20 protein-coding genes and 1 tRNA gene are annotated in these 20,720 nt (G+C 38.1%); 5 read left to right on the top strand and 16 right to left on the bottom strand.

What is annotated here, in order from left to right; genetic code table 11:
* Window positions 1–6: 6 nt before the first annotated feature.
* From ggt to gshAB, 3 genes are read left to right on the top strand one after another with little or no spacing between them, the layout of a single operon-like run.
* Complete coding sequence (gene ggt, locus CH354_RS17590) at window positions 7–1,740, top strand: gamma-glutamyltransferase (RefSeq protein ID WP_243396149.1); 1,734 nt, start codon at window positions 7–9, stop codon at window positions 1,738–1,740.
* 3 nt (window positions 1,741–1,743) lie between these two features.
* Window positions 1,744–3,345: a glutamate--cysteine ligase gene (gene gshA, locus CH354_RS17585; RefSeq protein WP_100727864.1), complete on the top strand. Its 1,602-nt coding sequence runs from the start codon at window positions 1,744–1,746 to the stop codon at window positions 3,343–3,345.
* Window positions 3,346–3,350: 5 nt separating this feature from the next.
* A complete protein-coding gene (gshAB, locus tag CH354_RS17580) occupies window positions 3,351–4,355 on the top strand; it encodes a bifunctional glutamate--cysteine ligase GshA/glutathione synthetase GshB (RefSeq protein WP_100766559.1) in 1,005 nt (334 codons plus the stop codon).
* Here gshAB and CH354_RS17575 read toward each other — a convergent pair.
* The 13 genes from CH354_RS17575 to serA form a co-directional block, all read right to left on the bottom strand.
* Complete coding sequence (locus tag CH354_RS17575) at window positions 4,348–4,590, bottom strand: glutathione S-transferase N-terminal domain-containing protein (protein WP_100727862.1); 243 nt, start codon at window positions 4,588–4,590, stop codon at window positions 4,348–4,350. The two genes, gshAB and CH354_RS17575, sit on opposite strands and share 8 nt — an antisense overlap.
* A gap of 4 nt (window positions 4,591–4,594) precedes the next feature.
* A complete protein-coding gene (grxD, locus tag CH354_RS17570; protein ID WP_015678202.1) occupies window positions 4,595–4,903 on the bottom strand; it encodes a Grx4 family monothiol glutaredoxin in 309 nt (102 codons plus the stop codon).
* Window positions 4,904–4,905: 2 nt separating this feature from the next.
* Entirely contained in the window at window positions 4,906–5,130 is a 225-nt protein-coding gene (locus tag CH354_RS17565) for a BolA/IbaG family iron-sulfur metabolism protein (protein ID WP_100727861.1), read from the bottom strand.
* Between the two features lies 1 nt (window position 5,131).
* A complete protein-coding gene (locus CH354_RS17560) occupies window positions 5,132–5,803 on the bottom strand; it encodes a glutathione S-transferase family protein (protein ID WP_100727901.1) in 672 nt (223 codons plus the stop codon).
* A 13-nt stretch (window positions 5,804–5,816) separates the two neighbouring features.
* Complete coding sequence (locus CH354_RS17555; RefSeq protein ID WP_238761144.1) at window positions 5,817–6,101, bottom strand: BolA family protein; 285 nt, start codon at window positions 6,099–6,101, stop codon at window positions 5,817–5,819.
* Window positions 6,085–6,855, bottom strand: coding sequence for an ABC transporter permease (locus CH354_RS17550; protein WP_100727860.1), 771 nt, complete (start codon window positions 6,853–6,855; stop codon window positions 6,085–6,087). Before CH354_RS17550 ends, CH354_RS17555 begins: the two co-directional genes overlap by 17 nt.
* A 2-nt stretch (window positions 6,856–6,857) precedes the next feature.
* A complete protein-coding gene (locus tag CH354_RS17545) occupies window positions 6,858–7,775 on the bottom strand; it encodes an ABC transporter ATP-binding protein (RefSeq protein WP_100727859.1) in 918 nt (305 codons plus the stop codon).
* Window positions 7,776–8,807 (bottom strand): oxygen-dependent tRNA uridine(34) hydroxylase TrhO, encoded by a 1,032-nt coding sequence (gene trhO, locus CH354_RS17540; RefSeq protein ID WP_100727858.1) that lies wholly within the window; start codon window positions 8,805–8,807, stop codon window positions 7,776–7,778.
* Window positions 8,804–10,189, bottom strand: a complete 1,386-nt coding sequence (locus CH354_RS17535; RefSeq protein WP_100727857.1) for a dihydrolipoyl dehydrogenase — start codon at window positions 10,187–10,189, stop codon at window positions 8,804–8,806. The genes trhO and CH354_RS17535 overlap by 4 nt, the downstream gene beginning before the upstream one ends.
* A gap of 101 nt (window positions 10,190–10,290) precedes the next feature.
* Complete coding sequence (locus CH354_RS17530) at window positions 10,291–11,061, bottom strand: endonuclease (protein WP_100727856.1); 771 nt, start codon at window positions 11,059–11,061, stop codon at window positions 10,291–10,293.
* Between the two features lie 17 nt (window positions 11,062–11,078).
* Complete coding sequence (locus CH354_RS17525; protein ID WP_100727855.1) at window positions 11,079–11,471, bottom strand: MAPEG family protein; 393 nt, start codon at window positions 11,469–11,471, stop codon at window positions 11,079–11,081.
* 45 nt (window positions 11,472–11,516) lie between these two features.
* Window positions 11,517–12,293: an MBL fold metallo-hydrolase gene (locus tag CH354_RS17520; protein WP_100727854.1), complete on the bottom strand. Its 777-nt coding sequence runs from the start codon at window positions 12,291–12,293 to the stop codon at window positions 11,517–11,519.
* A gap of 24 nt (window positions 12,294–12,317) precedes the next feature.
* Window positions 12,318–13,541: a phosphoglycerate dehydrogenase gene (serA, locus tag CH354_RS17515; RefSeq protein WP_100727853.1), complete on the bottom strand. Its 1,224-nt coding sequence runs from the start codon at window positions 13,539–13,541 to the stop codon at window positions 12,318–12,320.
* Between the two features lie 201 nt (window positions 13,542–13,742).
* Here serA and CH354_RS17510 point away from each other — a divergent pair, with 201 nt between their 5' ends.
* On the top strand, window positions 13,743–14,147 hold the full coding sequence (locus CH354_RS17510; RefSeq protein ID WP_243396148.1) for a hypothetical protein: 405 nt from the start codon (window positions 13,743–13,745) through the stop codon (window positions 14,145–14,147).
* Window positions 14,148–14,270: 123 nt separating this feature from the next.
* Here the strand turns inward: CH354_RS17510 and lysS are convergent, their stop codons facing one another.
* Window positions 14,271–15,755, bottom strand: coding sequence for a lysine--tRNA ligase (lysS, locus tag CH354_RS17505; RefSeq protein WP_207762723.1), 1,485 nt, complete (start codon window positions 15,753–15,755; stop codon window positions 14,271–14,273).
* 10 nt (window positions 15,756–15,765) lie between these two features.
* Window positions 15,766–16,404 carry a hypothetical protein gene (locus tag CH354_RS17500; protein WP_100727850.1) on the bottom strand — a complete coding sequence of 213 codons (639 nt, stop codon included), beginning with the start codon at window positions 16,402–16,404 and terminating at the stop codon, window positions 15,766–15,768.
* Between the two features lie 105 nt (window positions 16,405–16,509).
* On the opposite strand from CH354_RS17500, the gene CH354_RS17495 reads away from it, so the two are divergent.
* Window positions 16,510–16,591: transfer RNA gene (locus CH354_RS17495), tRNA-Leu, on the top strand.
* Between the two features lie 2,315 nt (window positions 16,592–18,906).
* Here CH354_RS17495 and CH354_RS17485 read toward each other — a convergent pair.
* Entirely contained in the window at window positions 18,907–20,136 is a 1,230-nt protein-coding gene (locus CH354_RS17485; RefSeq protein ID WP_243396147.1) for a hypothetical protein, read from the bottom strand.
* Window positions 20,137–20,720 lie beyond the last annotated feature (584 nt).

The following is a 20,720-nucleotide window of genomic DNA, read 5'->3' as shown; positions in this document are numbered from 1 at the left end:
CTCTTTTTGTTTTTCGGTTTGTTATCACTTGGAAGTTGTGAAACGATCCAAACGTTTTTAGATACCAAAGAAAAAAATGCTGAGTTATCTGCTTCCATTCCTCAGATCCAAGGTGCCTCCCTTAAAAGGGATCGTTATGAGTTGATTGGGCGTGAGTTTATGATTGCAACCGACCACCCTCTCGCTTCCCAAGCTGGAGTTGAAGTTTGGAAACAAGGTGGAAATGTTGTCGATGTTTTTACAGCAGCAAGTTTTGCCATCTCCGTACTAAGACCACAATCGACTGGGTTATTTGGAGGTGGATTTGCAATTGTATACCTTCCCAAAAAAGGGAAATGGGCTTATGATTTCCGAGAACGTTCCCCCAAAAAAGGAATTAGTTCTTTTTATACAAAACCTGATGGATCAGCCGATACCGAAAAAATTAGCAAAGGTGCGTTTAGTGCTGGAGTTCCAGGAAATGTACAAGGAATTCTGAAAATCCAAAAACAACATGGAAAACTTCCAATCGCAGATGTTTTGGCACCTGCAATGCGTTATGCGAAAAATGGTTTTTCTGTGTATGCTGATTTAGCCAATGGTATCACAAAAGTTTGGTCAAATATGAATCCTTCCATGCAGAAGGTATTTGGGATTGACAATCGTCCCATTCGGGAAGGAGAACTTCTTGTTCAAAATGATTTGTTCCAAACATTAAGTCGGATTGCTGAAAATGAAGAGAAAGAATGGATCGATGGTGAAACAACAAAACTGGTAACTGAATATTACAAAGATTTTGATGGTTTCATTAGTGAAACAGATTGGAAAGAATACCAAGTCAAGCAGATGGAGCCATTGAGTAGTTCCGTTTGGGGATACCAAATGTTAACTATGCCTCCTCCTAGTTCTGGGGTACATTTAGTTACATTGATGTTAATGAAAGCTGAGATGGCTAAACGCCAATCCTTTCCCCAAGGGCAAGTGGGAGAAATGATGCAAATTACAGAAGCAATGCGAGTTGCTTACAGAGACCGAGCTGAGTTAGGTGGGGATCCAAATTTCACAGAAGTTCCCGTATCACAATTAATTTCGTTACCTTACATCCAAGAGGAAGTAAATGAAATCGAGAAAAAAGTTGTGTCAGGCAATTGGAAGGCGATTCAGAAGCCGATCGAACCCAAGGATTCCTATAATACCACTCATATCTCTGTGATGGACAAGGAAGGCAATGCTGTTTCTTCCACTCAATCCATCAATGGGATTTTTGGTGCGGTCCAAATGGTTCCTGGAACTGGTCTTGTATTGAATAATACAATGGATGATTTTGCGATTGCTCCTGGTGTTCCGAATCTATATGGACTTGTTGGTTCCAAAGCAAATGCGATAAACCCAGGAAAAACACCACTTTCGAGTATGTGTCCAACCATTCTATTGGAACCAAATGGAAATACAAAATTAGTGATTGGTGCCCCAGGTGGGTCTCAAATTCCAACCTCTATTTTTAACACTTTGTATCATTATTTGATTCAAAAACGAAACTTATATGAAAGTGTTTCTTTTCCGCGGATCCACCACCAATTCCAACCTGATACATTATTTTTAGATCCTGAATTAAAAGGAACGTTTCCTGAAACGGAACTTCCCTTTTACCAAGTCCAATATGGTAGGCACCGTGCGAAGGTATTTGTTGTGTCAAAAGAAGGAGACAAACTCATTGGTGTCTCTGACCCGAAAGGGGAAGGTGTTCCATTAGGTTTTTAGTCGATGAAAACAAAATTATTAAAATCAAAACAGAAAAATTCAACTGTTTCCCTACTTTCAAAGGAATACAAAGACTGTCTACTGAGTGCTAAACATGGTCTAGAAAGAGAAAGTGTGCGAGTAGATGAAAAGGCATTTTTATCACAGTTACCTCATCCAAAATCGTTGGGTTCGAGTTTAACTCATCCACTCATTAAAACCGATTTTGCAGAGGCACAAATTGAATATGCAACTAACATACACAAAACAATTCCCGATGCCCTGAGTGAACTCACGGAACTTCATACATTTACGGCTAAAAACTTAGGAAAAGAATACCTATGGCCATTTAGTATGCCACCTGTGTTGCCTAAAGAAAATAAAATAGAAGTTGGTCAGTACGGAACTTCCAGTGAAGGGCGAAAAAAAACAATTTATCGAAATGGTTTGGGACATCGTTACGGAAAAAAAATGCAAACGATTTCGGGAGTCCATTACAACATATCATTTGATACTTGTATGTTGTCAGTAGTTTCTGAAAAAAGATTTCAAAAACCACTTTCCAAAGAGACAAAATCGCAAATTTATTTTGATACCATTCGTAATTTTTACAGGATCTCTCCTGCACTTTTGTATTTGTTTGGTTCTTCTAGTTTAACAGATTCTACTTTTATTGATTCTCCGAATGCGTTAAAAAACTTACAAAAGTTAGATTCAAAAACTTTAAATGCCCCTTATTCCACTACTTTAAGGTTATCGAATATTGGTTATACTAGTAAAGTGCAAGGCAAATACCCAATTTCCGTGAATTCCTTAAAGGAATATGCATCGGACATGTGCCAAGTTGTATCAAAAACATACGCACCTTACAAAAAATTCAACACCAAACCAACCAATCAATTGAATGACTTTGTCTTACAATTGGAAAATGAATATTACTCACTAGTGAGGCCAAAACAAGTTCCAAAAGGTGAGGAAAGGGTTGTAGATGCACTGGTGGAACGGGGAGTCGAATACTTGGAATTAAGACTACTTGATTTGGATCCTTTTTCAGCGATTGGTGTGGAAGAAACAAGGTTGTATTTCCTGCATATGGTGTTACTCTACTGTATGTTAAACGAGTCTCCAAAAGCAGATGCAAATGAAATGGCAAACTGGAGAAAAAACCAGGAACTCACAACTTGGTTCGGCCGAAAACCTGAGACAAAGGTATTTTTATTTGGAAAAGAGATTTTACTCCGAGACATGGTTCACCAGCTCTTTGTCGACTTACAGCCGATTGCTGATCTATTGGATGATAATGATGCAAGTGGACCATTTAGTCGGGCTTGGGAAACACAATGGGAAAAATGGGATGATCCTTCATTCCTAGGTGCTACCATGTCGGAATTAGATTTAAAGATCCATAAATCGAGTTTCCGAGAGTTTGGGCTGGCTCTTGCCAAATCGCATAAAGCAGAACTTTTACAAGTAGGCCTTTCTCCCAATCGTATCAAATACTACGAAGACCTAAGTGAACAATCGATTTACGAACAGAAAAAAATCGAAACTTTAGAAGGAAGCCATCTTAAAAAAAACCAGAAACCCATACAAATTAAACCTCTAAAACTTTGTAGTGAGGTTTAAAAAAAATGGAACCAAAACCATTATTACCTGGCTGGCAGGACTTAGAAATTTCGACTCAAATCATCATCCGAGATGCAATGAGTAGAGGAATCAAAGTAGAAGTAATCGATCGTAAGGAAAATTTTTTACGTTTGGTTCAAGGTGATCATACAGAATTTGTAAAAGAAGCTAGTAAAACTCGTTTGGACAGTTTGATGACTTATTTGGTGATGGAAAATAAAATTGCCTCCAAACTGGTGTTAAATGAAAATAACGTTAGGGTTCCCATAGGCAAAGATTATTCTAACGTTGAAGATGCTCTTTTGGATTATCCGGTTTTTTTATCTAAAAAGAAGGTGATAAAACCTGTCACAACCAATTTTGGAATTGGAATTGGTATTTCGAATCCTAACGATTCTTTGGAAAAATTTACTTTTTTTGTCAAACAGGCATTTTCGTTTTCCAATTCCATCATTGTAGAAGAATTTATAGAAGGTCCTGAATATCGTTTTTTAGTATTAGGTGATGAAGTTGTAGCGGTTTGTAACCGAGTTCCTGCCAATGTGGTAGGGGATGGAGTTCACACCATTCGGGAACTCATTGAAATTAAAAACAAAGATCCAAGACGTGGGGAAGGACATATCACTGCCTTAGAAAAAATCCAAATGTCCGAAATCGAAAGTTTAGTTCTCTCTGATTCTGGATATACCTTTTCCTCTGTTCCCAAAAAAGAAGAACAAGTATTTTTAAGGAAAAATTCGAATATATCAACCGGTGGAGATTCCATTGATGTCACCGATTTGGTCCACCCTGAGTTTAAAACCATTGCGTTAAATGCAGCAAAGGCTGCTTCTGCAGTGATATGTGGAATTGATATTATCTCGAGTGCCATTTCAGAGAAACCAAATCCAGACCATTATGCGGTATTAGAAATTAATTTTAATCCTGTATTATACATCCATGAGTTTCCATATGCTGGAAAACCAAGAGCTGTTGGAGATAAGATTCTCGATTTATTAGGATTTACGTAAATTTGTTTCGAAGGTAGTCGATGATGTCGAGAGATTCATACATTTTGGTCTCTCCATCAACAAGGAAAGGGACTTGGGAAATGCCACCGAGTCGGATGACCTCGTCTCTTCCCGGTGTGCCATACCTAGCCTCTACCAAAATATAATCCTTACCTTCTGTTAGACCTAGTGTTTCTATGGCTTGCCTAACACGATAACAGTAGGGACAAGAGTCATATTGGTAGAGACGGATCATGGAATTAACCTACTTTTTTTTTGAGTTCCCCAGATTGAGCCATTTGAACCGTGATGTCATGACCACCAACAAATTCTCCATTGATATAAAGTTGTGGGATGGTTGGCCAATTCGTATATTCTTTAATTCCTTCTCTGACTTTCATATCGGAAAGTACATTAAAGGAACCAAATGGAATTCCTTGTTGTTTTAAAGTTGATACTACACCTGCAGAAAAACCGCATTGTGGCATTTCTGGAGTTCCTTTCATAAAAAGAAAAACCTTTTCTGATTTGATTAACGATTCAATTTTATCTTTTAACTCTTGTTCCATAATTATTCACTCCTTGTTTCCAATGCTAATGCATGGATTTCTTCTTTTAATTCTTCTTTTAAAGTAGCATACACCATGCGGTGTTGTTCAATGAGACCCTTACCATTAAATCCTTTGTAGGTGACAACGGCCTTGATATGAACACCGTCACGGTAAGGATCTAAAATTTCTACAGTACAACCTGGCAAACCCTCTTCGATTTTTTTTTGGATTTCTGGAATGGTCATCCTATAATTTTCCTCCCAACCATGAATTGTGGGCTTTGATAAATTCAATGTATTCTTTTGGCACTTCTGGTAAAACAGAATTCTTTACCGATGGTAAAGAAAGTAGTGTATCACTCCAAATTTGAATTTTTGGAAATCCACTCACTAAATCAAACTCGGTCCCCTTTGATTTTAGAAAATCCAAGCGCATAAAAAAAGGTGCGTAAGCAGTATCAACCAGGTGCATGGAATCACCTGCGAAGAATAATTTTCCACCTTTGGGTTCTGGTAAAACTGGTTCTAAGATTTTAAACTTCGAAAGGATTTCGTCTCTTTTTTTGTTGGATTCCACTTCATCTTTAGACATGGTCCATAAATATTGGTCAACAAGTAAGGCACTTGCAAATTCCGCCCAAGCTCTATGTTTTGCTTTTACCAATGGGTCTTTTGGGTGGAGAGTCGGAAGATTTGTTTCGTCCAAATATTCGTTGATCACAGCAGATTCAAACAACACTTCTTCTCCCACGACAAGTACTGGAACCCGACCAAAGGGTGAAATTTTTAAAAACCAATCTGGTTTATTTGCTAAATCAATGTACTTAATCTCATAATCTACTTTTTTTTCTAACAGGTTAATCACTGAGCGTTGTACATACGGACAAAGTTTAAAGCTGATGAGTGTAGGTTTTGCCATATTCATTAGACTCCTACTTGGGTGAGGATAGATCCATTTCTAGAGCATGGAGGCCCTTTTTAAATTCAGGTCCGAGGAGGGAATATACATCTCTATGTTGTTCCACAGTAGACTTCCCTTGGAATTTGGGTGAAACCATTTTGATCCGAAAATGGGTTTCCTTGGAATCCTTTGTCATACCAGGGTGACCTGCATGTTCCCATGATACATCAAGTACAGTCAGTTCTGTGGGAAGGAAAAATTCCTTCAAAACTTGTTCCATTCGATCTTTTCTAGTTTGTTTAGTTTCTAATTCCATAACCAATTTTCATTAACCTAACATTGAGTAAAAATAAAAGAACGGAAAGAACGAGAATAAAACTAAGAGAAAAGATTAAATTTACATCTGTTACCCCAATGAATCCATATCGGAAAAGATTCACCATATACAAAATTGGATTTAAGTAAGAGACCGTTTGCCAAAATTCGGGTAGGTTTTTTACCGAGTAAAACACACCACCTAAGTAAGTTAATGGTGTGAGGATAAAAGTAGGAATGATCGTAACATCATCAAATTTTTTTGCAAAAAGAGCATTAAAAAATCCACCAAGGGAGAATAAAATCGATGTTAGGATGACTGTAAAAAAGATGATGATAGGATGTTGGAATTGAAGGTTTGTAAAAAATAAGGAAGTGAGAGTGACTAAAATTCCTACAAAAAGACCTCGCACCACTCCGCCAAACGTATAACCTAAAACAATGGTATAAGGAGAAGTAGGTGATACCAAAAGTTCTTCGATATTCTTTTGAAACTTACTGGAAAAAAAGGAAGAAACAACATTGTTATAGGAATTGGTAATGACACTCATCATGATAAGTCCAGGAACAATGAATTCGATATAGGTAAAATTTCCAATTTTGCCAATTTGTCGGCCAACAAGTTCTCCAAAAATAAGGAAATAAAGTGCCATTGTGATCACGGGTGGGATTAAGGTTTGGACCCAGATTCTGATGATACGAATCCATTCCCTTCGAACGATGGTCTTAAGCGCGGTTAAGTTTTCTTTCCACATGATTAGTTCTTTCCTGTAAGTGATAAAAACAATTCTTCTAATCGATTCGATTTGTTCCGCAAACTTAAAACTTCCATCTTCTGTTTCGTAAGTTCCGCAAATAGATCATTGACAGAGGCTTTTTTGTCCAATTGAACTTCTAAGCTATGGTCGTCTAACCAAATCCAGTTGAAGCGTTTAGAGCCTGGTTTTGTTTTGAATGATTTTTTTAAATCGATGATAAAGGTTTCTTTGTCTAATCTTTGTAAGAGTTTTTTCATCGATGTATTTTCGACAATTTCTCCCTTATCAATGATTGCTATATTTTTACAGAGGGATTCTGCTTCTTCCAAATAATGTGTAGTAAGGATGATTGTTTTTCCCTCTTTGTTGAGTTCTTTTAAAAAATCCCACATTGACCTTCTGATTTCAATGTCCACACCTGCTGTTGGTTCATCTAAAATGAGTAATTTTGGATCGTGAATGAGAGCTCTTGCAATCATTAACCTACGTTTCATACCACCACTTAAAGTCCCTGCGGCAGATTTACGTTTGTCATAAAGTGAAAGTTTGTCCAGATAATACTTTACTTTGTCTTTGGCTTCTTTTAGTGGCATACCATAAAAACCTGCTTGGTTGATGAGGATTTGCTCTACTGCTTCAAAGATTCCAAAATTGAATTCTTGAGGGACAATTCCGATGAATGTTTTAGCAAGATTTGGATTTTCATCAATATCCACTCCAAAGATTTTCACTTTGCCGTTTGTTTTGTTCACCAAGGAACTTAAGATTCCGATGGTCGTAGACTTTCCTGCACCATTGGGTCCGAGCAGAGCAAAAAAATCTCCAGTTTCAACTTTTAAATCGATCGACCGAAGTGCTTTGACACCATTTTTATATGTTTTTTCAAGTCCGTTGAGTTCAATCGCAAATGGATTCATTTATTTTCCTACTAGTTTTCTTGTTAGGTGGTGTGTTGGGTATTTGTGCTGTTTTCTCTGTTCTTGTCTTAGTTTTTTTTGTTCCTCTTCTGGAAGAGATACAATCTGTTTGCATTCTTCTGAACAACAACCAAGTAAAGATTCAGAACAAGATTCACATTGAACGATGAGAACATGGCATCCTAAATTGGCACAGTTAGTGTGACGGTCAGATGGTTTGCCACAGGTATAACAAACCGTTAAAACATCATCCGTAATCCTTTCGCCCAATCGGTCATCAAACACAAAGTTTTTCCCTTTGAATTTTGATTGTAACCCATTGTCATGCACAACTTTTGCATAATTGATGATTCCTCCGCGTAACTGATGGACCTTTTCAAAACCTTTGTATTTCAAATAAGCGCTTGCTTTTTCGCATCGGATTCCGCCTGTACAATAGAGTAATATCTTTTTATCTTTGTCATTTTCTAGAATTTTTTCTACCAAAGGTAATTCTTCTCGGAAGGTTCCGACATCTGGTAAAATTGCATTTTCGAAATGACCCACTTCTGATTCATAATTGTTTCGGAGGTCAACGACGATGACTCCTTCTTCCTCCATTGCTTTATGAAATTCAAGAGGTGAGAGATGAGTTCCTACATTGGATGGATCAAACTGAGAATCATCTAATCCATCAGCGACTATTTTTTTTCTGACCTTGATTGCAAGTTTGATAAAACTTTCCTTCTTATCTTCCACTGCATCATTAAAATAGATATTCTTTAGTTCTGGAACTGAGTCAACAAAGGAACGTAACTTGTCGACATTCTCAATTGGAATTGAAAATTGTGCATTAATTCCTTCATTTGCTAAATAAATTCTGCCGAGAATTCCTAAGTCTTCAAAAGAATCATAGAGTAAATTCCGAAATTCCAATGGGTTTTCAATTTTAACATAACGATAAAACGAAATGACCCTTCTTTCTCTAGTATCTAACAAAACTTTTTTCTTAAGGGTATCCTTATCAAAACGATTGAATAAAAATTTTTTCACGATTTTCCCTCTTTCAATTTTTGGTCGCGAACTTTACGAAATGCATTTCTTGTGATTTCTGAAATGGCTGGATGGATATAAACCATTCCTAAATAATCATCGAGTTTGGCATTTAAATACATTCCCATTAGTATTTGGTGGATGAGATTGGATGCTTCTTCTCCAATGATATGGGCCCCTAGTACCTGTTCGGTTTCCTTAGATACTAAAACCTTCACAAAACCTAAATGGGATAATCTAGCCATACCCGTCGCACTGGAAGAGTAAGGATTGATTCCTTTGTAATACGAGATGCCTTCTTTGATCAATGTTTCTTCCGTTTTGCCCACACTTGCAATTTGTGGGTTTGTAAAAATGGCTTCAGGGATGGGTGGGTAAACAATGGGTTTGCCTTTTTTGTTACCAAATAGATGATCAAATAGATATTCCCCTTCAAAATTAGCGCTATGCCGGAAAAAATACCTTCCAATCACATCACCAAAAGCATACACTCCTGGTTCCTCAGTTTGTAAGGTATCATCCACCTGGATAAAACCTTCTTCATTCACTTTTATGTTTGTATTTTCTAAGTGTAATTCATCTGTATTTGGTTTGATACCTGTGGCAACTAAGAGTTCGTCTGATTCGAATTGGGCAAATTTTCCATCATTCGTTTTTCCACTGACGATGAATTTGTTGTTTTGGTAGGACACCGATTCGAATTGAAAGTGAGTGTGGATTGGAAAGGGAAGGTGTTTACCTAATTCTGTTTTGATATCACCATCGACAAGCCGTAGGATTTCCCCTCGTGTGATCCCTGTTACTTGGCACCCGTAGGCTTGGTAAGCAGCACCGAGTTCCAGTGAGATAAAACCTGCTCCTATAATGAGTAATGATTTTGGAAAATTAGCAGGGGAGAGTGCTTCTCTAGAAGTCCAATAGGGTGTATTTTCCAATCCTTGTATGTTTGGAATTTTTGGTCTTGTGCCGGTAACAATAAATATGTGTTTGGCGGTGTAATCGTTTTCACCATCAGTGAGAACTTTGGATGCCTTAAACCAAACTTTTTTGGGGATATAATCGATATTCGGATTTTTTTCGTACGCAATTGGAATGGAATCAGAATCTGCTTTCACCGTTTGGTTCACTCGTTGGAAGATCGATTCCACAGGAACCGTGGTTGGTTTTGGGAAATTGATCCCAAATCGTTCTCCTTCTTCTCTGAGTCTGACAAGTTCAGAAGGATAGATGATCATTTTGGAAGGGATACATCCTCGGTTGAGACAAGTCCCGCCTGGAGTCTCTTTTTCAAAGACTACCACTCGTTTTCCTATGAGAGAAGGAGGGGTCACAAGTTTGGTCCCAGCTCCAGCTCCCACCACCAAAATGTCATATTCTTTCATATTGGTTCCAGACTCCAAAGCACCCTAAATCTGTAAATGAAGCTATCTTTGATTTGGCAAAATTAAAATCTTTTCTGAAAACAAAAACTCCCTTCTTTCGTTCAATTGGGAGTTTCGCCTTCGACAAAGGGATTTTTTACCTTCTGGAGCCTCTCTACGATCTCATTTTTGCGAATCTCAAAAGTATCTGGTGGGTCATTCTCGTGCCAAGTTTGGTAGAGTTTCCGTTTCCCGTCGGGGATGGGAATTTGGTAACGCCACTCCATGTAAAAGTAAACCCGAGCAATGTCTCCCCTGATCTCTGGTTTTGGTTCGGCAATGGATGCTTTGAAGTTCACTTCAAAATCACAAAGACCATACTCTCTAGGTTCCCCTTCGATTTCTCCATAGGGAAAAATCCCTCGGTCAGCATTAATTTCACCGGGAACAGGAACGATGTTGTGAAGGTCGGCTTCAATGAGATTAAATTCAGGATCTGTTGCACCACAACACTTCCTTCCTTTTAAAAGTTTCCCACCTACTTCACAATTAGTTTTGGTCCAACACTCTCTAGACTTTCCAAAACTATAAGCGGGAACTATGTGTTCCCATTCGATGTAACTTTGTCTTTTGGTATCTTTCCTTGCTTGTAATCCGCAAGAATCTTGTTTGATTCGAAAACGTCCGAGTTCTTCTTCGTCTTTTTCAAACTCACAACCACAATAAAAATCTTTTCCTACTTTTGCATAAAACCGTTTTAAAACACGTTTTGCCTTTTGAAAATCAGTGATTCGGTTTTTGCCATTAGTCTCAATTTCACTTGGTTCGGAAAAAAGTACATATCCAAATGCAAACAAAAAGATGAAAAAAAATAAAATGGAAATTCGTTTCAAAGGCTTATGAGAGAAACTTAATACACTAATGGTAAAATGTACAATCCTATATTACAAATAAATGCAAGTGTCCAAGTGGTGGAACGTGCAAAGGAAAAATCAGCAATGTAGAGGTAAATGTATATAAAACGTAACGAAACAAAACTCAGTGCGAGGATTTCAGCGAAATAAAAATCAACTTCAATGATTAAATTGAGTAGGATTGCGATCGCAAAAATAGGGAAGGCTTCGAATCCATTTTGGTGTGCGCCATATGCGCGTCCACCCCATCCAGTGAGTTTTGATTGTTGTAACCTTGGATGGTGGTTGTCATATCCTTTCCCTTCGCGGGACATTGCGACAGCTACAACAGCTTTTGCTAAATAAATTTGAGAAATGGAAACTAAGAGGCAGATGATAAGAATCGTCATTTGACTAAAAGTTAAAGGGAGATTCTCTTTTGTAAAATGAAAATTTTACCAATGATCTCGCAGTTTTCGTAAGAGTAAGAATACAGAACGATCATCTGTGACCGTTTCTCCCATTTCTGTTAGTCGGTCTTTGATGGATTCTAAATCACGACGAAAAAATGGACTTAATTTTTTTTCCAGTCCAATGGTTGAAATCATATGGGGGGTAAGTGTTTTTTGAAACAATTCTCTTTCTTCGTGAATTGGCTCTATATGTTTGGAAAATGCCAGATTGTTCTCCCAATAATCATGACCAGGATACAAACGACAATTGTCTGGCAAATTAGCATAACGGTTGTTTATGGTTTCATACAGGGCATTTGCATCTCCCCCTCGGAAACAATTACCAACACCTACATTGAACAAAGTATCTCCAGAAAAAATCCCAAGTATCGTTTTAGGATTTTTATGTACAAAACTTAAATGAGAAAATGTATGACCGGGAGTGTCCCAAACTTCGATGGATTCACCTTCCACTGAAAAACAGATTTGTCCTTCTTTTAATGTTTCGTCGAGTCCAGGAATTTTCCCTTTGGCATTTGTATGTCCATAGACTAAACATTTTGTTTCTTTTTTTAATTCTAAATTTCCTTCTGTGTGATCCCCGTGTTCATGGGTATTTAATATTCCCTTTAGAGTTAAACCCATTTTTTTGAGTTGGGTTAGAATGAGAGGAGCATGATAGGGATCCACAGAATACGCTTCGCCGGTTCTGTTGGAATAAATGAGATATGTGAAGTTGCGTAAGGGAGAGTTTGTAAAGATGGGAAGGATTTCAATCATAATGATGTCATCCTTCCCTTTATTTTAGTAAAGGATTCGAGTGCGGATCGAATGTTTGTGGGCTTTGATTTTGTCTTTCAGTTCATCACCCAAATTTTTATCGATTTCCATACTCAAATAACCAATGTTTGCCGATGTGCTCAAGTTTTGAGTCAGGATATTTCCTCCCATATCAGAGATAATGGAGTTAATGTCCCGAAGGAAACCTGGTTGGTTTTGGTGGATATTTAGGATTCTGTGGTAACCTGATTTTAAATTCCCTAATTCTATGTTTGGAAAGTTCACAGAGAAAGTAGTTGAGCCATTATTGATAAATTTTAATAATTTTTCAGCAACTTCCGTTCCTATGTTTTTTTGTGCTTCTTCTGTGGAACCACCAATGTGTGGAGTGAGAATCACATTGGGTAGTCCCTGGAGTGGGCTTACAAATGGATCATCATTTGATTTTGGTTCTTCAGGGAATACGTCAACACCTGCACCAGCAATTTTACCTGATTTGATTCCTTCCACAAGTGCATCAATTTCGAGAACCTTTCCTCGAGATAAGTTTAATACATAGACTCCATTCTTTAAGAGAGGTAAGTGTTCCTTACGGAATAGGTTTTTGGTATCTTCTGTTTCGGGAACATGGAAGGAAATAAAATCAGATTGTTTCAGAAGTTCTTCATAACTATGTGCAGCCGTTGCATTGCCGAGAGGTAGTTTGGAAATGATATCATAAAATACCACGCGCATCCCCATGGATTCAGCAAGGACCGATACTTGGGTACCAATATGACCATACCCAATGATACCGAGAGTTTTTCCCCTCACTTCAAAACAACCTTTTGCAATTTTATTCCATTTGCCAAGGTGGACATCTCTAGATTGGTCAGATGCTTTTCTTGCAAGCATGATGATTTCAGCGATCACAAGTTCAGCCACTGACCTTGTGTTACTGTAGGGAGCATTAAAAACAGGAACTGCTCTTTTTTCTGCTTCTTCTAATTCCACTTGGTTGGTTCCGATACAAAAACAACCGATCGTCATTAATTTTTTAGCATTCTCTAATGCTTTTTTTGAGACGTTTGTTTTGCTTCGAATACCAAGAACATGGACATCAGAGATTTTTTGGATGAGTTCTTCTTCTTCCATCGCATCTTTGATGAGAGTTACATCAAAACCATCTCGGTGGAAAAGTTCATATGCATCCTTGTGGATGTTTTCCAGAAGTAGGACTTTTATTTTTCCTTTGGGATAAGATACCATAGGAACAGGATTTTTTCCTTTGCCAAACCTTGCATCTCGAAAAAGGTTGGGTGTATCATGGAAAGAATCTTCTCACTCACCCGAATTTCCTCGATTTTCCTCCTTTTTTTGGTCCTCGTTTCCTGTTCCGGGAGTAAGGCCTTTGTCGTAACCCCAGAACCGACCTTGGAGCAACAAACCGCGATTTCCAAAGACATTTGTATGCAAAAATACCTATGGTTATTCTCAGGAAAACGCCCTTGTGTGTACTTTAAGGCAGAACGAGATAATGGCACAGGTGCTATCAATTATTTCCTCCTGTATGAAATTGGAACCTTCGATGTTGATATCCCAATCGGGGTTTCGTTAAAATTAGGAGAAACTTGGTACAATTTAAAAAAGACCAATACTGATTATTCTGATACCATCATTGTCACTTCGGCACTCACACAAGAGATGTTACCCAAAATTGGTGAAAACCAAAACATCACAATCAGTTACACAAATCGTAAGGAAACAATCAATTACCAATTGAATGGAGACCAAACGGCAAAGTTCCAATCCAATCTCTCTAAACTCATCCGTGTGATTGAATCGGAACCAAAACTCAATATTAACAAACGTTAAGAATCTATTGGGTAATTTTTAATACCGTAAGGTATTCGAAACATACCATTGAATCAAAAACCTCTCCAAAACGAAGGTGTTAAGGAGAGGTTTTTTTTATGCCTAAAGAGAATGTCCCAGATTCTATTCTGGGCGCATCAGAGGAAATAAAATCGTATCCCGAATGGAATGAGAATCTGTCAGTAACATGACCAATCGATCAATTCCAATTCCAAGTCCCCCAGTTGGTGGAAGGCCATATTCGAGGGCACGGATATAATCATCATCCATCATAAAGGCTTCATCATCACCAGCTTCCCTTTGTTTGACTTGTTCCTCAAAACGTTCCCTTTGGTCGAAAGGATCGTTTAACTCAGTAAAGGCGTTTCCAATCTCTCTTCCCGCAACATATGGTTCAAATCGTTCCACATACTTAGGATCATCTTCTCTTGATTTTGCAAGAGGGGAGAGTTCTTTTGGAAAGTCAGTGATAAAGATAGGTTGGATGAGGTGAGGTTCAACAAGGGAACTAAAAACATCATCACATACTTTCCAAATTGATACTGAATCAGATGAATCAACTCCTTTGGATTTTGCTTTTTCAATGGCTTCTTTTACATCGGTGATTTGGCTAAAATCAATTCCTGAATAGTCCTTGATGATATCAATGTATTTCACTCGTTTCCAAGGAGGAGTGAGGTCAATTAGGTCTTTGCCGTAGGCAAATTTTAATCCTTTCCCAATGGATTGTGCTACGGAAACAATCATCCTTTCCGTAAGGGATAACATGGTTTCCATATCTCCAAACGCCATATAAGCTTCCATCATGGTAAATTCTGGGTTGTGTTTTGTGGAGATACCTTCGTTACGAAAGTTACGATTGAGTTCAAACACTCTGTCCATTCCGCCCACAATGAGTCGTTTTAAATAAAGTTCTGGTGCAATTCGAAGGAAAAGTTCCATATCAAGTGTATTGTGGTGGGTGACAAACGGTCTTGCTGCTGCACCTCCCGCAATCGGTTGCATCATCGGAGTTTCCACTTCTAAAAATCCTTCATTTGTTAAAAACTTACGAATTTCCGATATGATACGAGAACGCATTTTGAATGTTTCACGAACGTTTTCGTTTACGACAAGGTCCACATAACGCATTCTATATCGTTGTTCAACGTCGGAAAAAGCATCGTAAACAACACCATCTTTTTCTTTTACAACGGGAAGTGGTCTGATACATTTTGCGAGTAGCTGAACGTTCGTTAAATGAAGCGTGGTTTCTCCTTTTTGAGTTTGGAATAACCAACCTTCGATTCCAATCCAATCTCCTAAGTCTAGAGACTTAAATAAGGAATAATTTTCTTCGCCTAGGTCATCCCGAGTCGCATACAATTGAATGAGACCTTCTGCATCTTTTAAATGGGCAAAACTTGCTTTCCCCATAACACGTTTTGCATGCAGACGTCCACCGAGTTTGAAAGATTTTTTTTCGGTTTGATTGGGATCAAAACTAGATAATAGAGTTTTGGAATCGGAGTTTGGAAAAAAACGAAGTGGGTAAGGATTGATTCCTTTTGTTTTTAAATCATTTATCTTTTGAATTCTTTGTTCTATGAGTTCGTTTGAATCTTTTATTTCATCCATGTTAAAGGATACCTCTGATGTAAGAATAGATATAACGTACGAATTCTACGGAAACTTCTTTCGTACCTGATTCTGATAAAAACCAATTCGAACCCGAAATTTCAGATGGAAAACTATACGCTGTGACTTTTACGGGCAAACTGGTTAATGTTTTTTTGTAAATATTCAAAACACGTCGTTTTTCAAACTCTCGTGTTAGGAGTAATATAGACCCTAAATTGTCAGAAACAGCTAATTTTAATAGGTTTTTGGATGCCTCGTCTGTGTCACCCATTTTGGAACCTGCAATTACAAGAGTCATGATTTGTGAACTTGGGATTCCGTTTGAAATGAGGATTTCTTTCACTTTTTGGTCTATTTCAAAAGGACCTATCACTTGGTTTTGTGATTTGTCTTCCTTACTAACAAGGATTAGTTTTTTGAAATCTGACTTTGTATATAGGTTAACGACAGCCTTTAATTGTTTTTTAGTGGGAAATGGTTCCGAGATTTCTAATACTGCGATTTCTGACTTTTGGTATGGATCATTTGTCCCCAACCAATAGGGGCTTGAAAGTAACAATCCCAAACACAGAAAGATGGGCGAAAGGAAACCAAGAAAGAGTAGTTTAAAACGAAAGGTTAAATCGGAAACTTGCATACTGATGACCCCTACAACCTACTGAAAACTAAGGGCAAGTGACAAGAGAAAATTCATCTCCTTGACGAAAGAACCCGTTTTCCTAACCTGTCCACATACACACCCGCTCGGATGGTGGAATTGGTAGACACGCTACTTTGAGGTGGTAGTGCCGCAAGGTGTGGGGGTTCGAGTCCCCCTTCGAGCAGTGGAAATCACCAAAGCCTACAGTTTTAGATCCCCCCAAAGTTAGTAATTCCTTCAGTTCTGGCACAAACCTTACGTTCCCTAAGAAACTTAACTCATTCAATGCCAACTGACTCCACTTCGGAGAGATATATCCATACGAACGGAAACTCTGCTTCAAAATATTGTTCCTAGCTTCCGCACCATTGCTAGAGACTCCATCCTTACTCACCCAACGTTCACGGCTCATATTGTATCTTGGGTCATTTGATTTCTTCGAGTGATTCACTGACTTATGGTTGGGTCTGTCCCATAGAAACCCATATCCTTCATCTGTAAAAAGGGTTACATTCTTTGGGATGGTTTCTTCTAAGTCTTTTTCTAAGTAGTGTTGGTTATTCAAAGGAATCGATTTGTAGAAAGTCATACCGCCATTAATGCCAATCGTGTGGACTAGAGTTCCGATTTGGTGTCCTCCAATGGAATTCGATGCATAGATGGATGCAGTTCCTCCCTTGAATCTTCTGGATCTATGTTTGTTTGCTCTTAAGGATGATGAGTATAACACCACTGAGTCGGCTACAGCAACAGGCTGATTTTTAAGGGTTTCCTTGAGGTCTCCTTCCTTCGGTAGTCTGAAGTTCTTAGAGGACTCTTCTAGTTCTTTGTATAACTGTTCCCTAAGTGTTTCATTGAGATGTGAGAAGAATACCTGGATACGTTTCTTAAGATAGTATGCTGTTTTGTAGGGAAGTCCAAGTTTTCTTGCGATCTCTTTGGAAGTCATTGTCTTAGGGTATTGTAAGATTTGGTCTTGGATGGTGTAGGAGATATAGGCGAGGGGTAGTTTGATGTTTTGGAAAGGTGTGTTTGCTGTGATGCTGATTTGTTTGTGGCAGTGAGAACATCGTGCAATGGTTTCTTTCCCTTTTAGTCTTAAGAAGTTGAGGGAAGGGTTCTCTAGGGACTTAGGGCAGTTGCATCTTTTGGGATAGATGGTGCTCAGGATAGAGAGAGTTCTAAGTGTGTATTCTCTTTTGATTTGTTCATTGTCTATGGGAGATAGGTTCTTAGCGGGTTTTGTATAAGTAGTTCTAGTGAACTTAGGGAGAAAGGGAGAATAGAAGTATTTGGAGTTTCTATATGAAGGATTGGGTTCTTTGGTGATACTTTCCCTTCGAGCAGTAGGTATGTCTAACCCACAAAAATCATCTTCCCCCAAACTCAGAAGATTCCTAAGTTCTCCAGAAAACCTTACGTTCCCAAGAAAACTAATCTCGTTTAGATATAGCTGTGACCACTTTGGACTTACATACCCATAACTCCTGAAGGACTGCTTAAGGATATTATTCCTTGCTTCAGCTCCATTAGAGGAAACTCCCTCCTTAGTACACCATCTCTCTCTAGACATATTGTAGCGAGGGTCTTTACTCTTAAGTGAGTGATTCACCATTTTATGATTCGGTCTATCCCATATAAATGTATAACCTTCATCGGTGTAGAGAGTTACGTTCTTAGGTATCTTCTCTTCCAAGTCCTTCTCAAGATAATGACTATTGTTTAGTGGAATACTCTTGTAGAAAGTCATCCCTCCATTAATCCCTACAGTGTGAACTAGGGTTCCTTTCTGTTCCCCTCCAATTGAGTTACTCAAGTAAATAGAAGCTGAACCTCCCTTGTATCTTCTAGACCTATGCTTATTGGCTCTTAAGGATGAAGAATAAAGAACTACAGAGTCAGCTACAGCAATAGGCTTTTTATCAGTATCTACAGGGTTTTCTAGCTCTTTGTATAACTCCTTTTTAAGAGTCTCGTTAAGCTGTGAGAAGATTACTTGGATTCTTTTCTTTAAGTAATAGGAAGTCTTGTAAGATAAGTTTAACTTTCTAGAGATCTCCTTACTAGTCATTACCTTTGGATACTGGTTAATCATATCCCAAATTATAAAGCTTATGTAGGCTAGGTTAGACTTGTATCCTTGGAAGGGTGTATTGGCTGTTATGGAGACTTGCTTATGGCAGTTAGAACATTTAGCTACAGTAGGTCTGTTCTTAACTTTGAGATATACTAGATTAGGTTTGGAACATGAGCAAGACTTAGGATAGATAGTGTTAAGAAGTGTTAAGGACTTAAGAAGAAAAAAAGTGTCCAGACTATTATTTAATAAGGACTTTTTATATGTGTGCGTATTGTTACAAGTCAGGACATTAGTTTCTTCTGGTTCTGGTTGGGGGGAAGACTGGTTATTTCGAGGAGAGCTTTTTAATCCTTTAAGGCTCTTATTATTGTCCTGATTAGTTACTCTGAGTTTTGGTGAAGATGATTTTTGTGGGTTTTTTATGTAAGTAGGTGATACGTCCCCTTCGAGCAGTGGTAATCACCAAAGCCCACATTTCTAGAATCCCCCAAACTCAGTAGATTCTTCAACTCTGGAACAAACCTTACGTTTCCAAGAAAACTAATCTCATCCAATGCCAATTGTCCCCACTTACAACTGAGAAACCCATAACTTCGGAAACTTTGCTTTAATAGATTGTTCCTTGCCTCTGCACCATTAGAGGAAACTCCCTCTTTAGTCACCCATCTCTCTCGACTCAAGTTGTATCTCGCATCATTCGATTTCTTACTGTGATTCACTGATCTATGGTTTGGTCTATCCCACAAGAAATTGTATCCTTCATCAGTGAAGAGAGTTACACTTTTCGGAATCTTCTCATTCAGATCCTTCTCTAAGTAGTGTTGGTTATTGAGTGGAATACTTTTGTAGAAGGTCATTCCTCCGTTGATTCCCACAGTATGGACGAGTGTTCCTTTCTGTTCTCCTCCTAAGCTGTTAGAAAGATAAATCGAAGCTGTTCCTCCCTTGTATCTTCTCGATCTATGTTTGTTGGCTCTAATGCTTGAGGAATACAACACCACTGAGTCAGCGACTGCTACAGGCTGATTTTTCAGGGCTTTTTTGAGGTCACCTTCCTTTGGGAGTATGAAGTCCTTTGTCTTTTCTTCTAGTTCTTTGTATAACTGAGTTTTAAGAGTTTCATTCAGTTGAGTATACATCACCTGGATGCGTTTCTTGAGGTAGAAGGCTGTCTTGTATGGGATACTTAGTTTTCTAGATATTTCTCTGGAAGTCATTACCTTTGGGTATTGTAAGATTTGGTCTTGGATGATGTAGGAGAGGTAAGTAAGAGGTAACTTAATGTTTTGGAAAGGAGTATTGGCAGTGAGGCTTATCTGATTTTGGCAATGTCCACATCTAGCGATCGATTCTCTTCCTTTGACTTTGAGGAAGTTTAACTTCGGTTCCTTACTAGAGTTAGGACAGTTGCAGGTTTTTTGGTAGATTGTGGAGAGGATGTTGAGGGTTCTTAGGGTGTATTCCTTTCTAATGTGTTCATTCTCTAGGGGAGATAGGTTGTGATTTGGTTTGGTATATGTGCGTATAGAGAATTTAGGGAGAAAAGGTGAGTATGGATATGGGGAGTTATGATTGTGCTTTAGAGTGGGCTTAGGTGATAGGAGCCTTGGATTTTTAGAGTAAGAAGTATTTGATTGTGTATAATTCACTAAAATCTCTCTTTTGGGTTATTTTTATCATTAAATAGATGATGAAACATGGTGAGTCTCATTATAACATCTGTGAGTTTCTGTCAAGGAATAGAATGGGAAATCGGTTGGAATGATGAGTTTTTTCTCTGATGGAAAGTGTTTGGGCGAGTCCCCTGCGGGGTCGGAGTTCTACGGGGTTCGCTATCGCTTCCGTCCCTCACCTAACGGTTCGTGACCAAGCCCTCCGAGTTCCTCTCGCTGGGGGATTTATTTTTTGACTTAAAGTTTAATAAGGAGATTAAGAGAATTTGCAGTTTCAAAGAATTAGTGTTCTAAAATAAAAATAGAAAAATATATTTCTTCAACAATTGAAAATAAGTTAGTTGATCTACTTAAGTATATCAATCTTAAATGCAGGAATGCAAATGACATTCCCTACATGCTTTTAAAAAAGATCATTTATTCTTAAAAATCTACAAAATCTAGTTCAACCTCTTTGCCATTTCGGTGAGCACGCTATTGAATACTTACTTTAAAAAATGAATTAAGATTTTGCAAATTAATCGAATTTGTTTAACTTCTCGCCATTGAAAGTATAAATG

The organism is Leptospira levettii (genome assembly GCF_002812085.1).
Taxonomy (GTDB): Bacteria; Spirochaetota; Leptospiria; order Leptospirales; family Leptospiraceae; genus Leptospira_A; species Leptospira_A levettii.
Note: the sequence above shows the minus strand (reverse complement) of the source record. Positions and strands in the feature narration are given on the sequence as shown.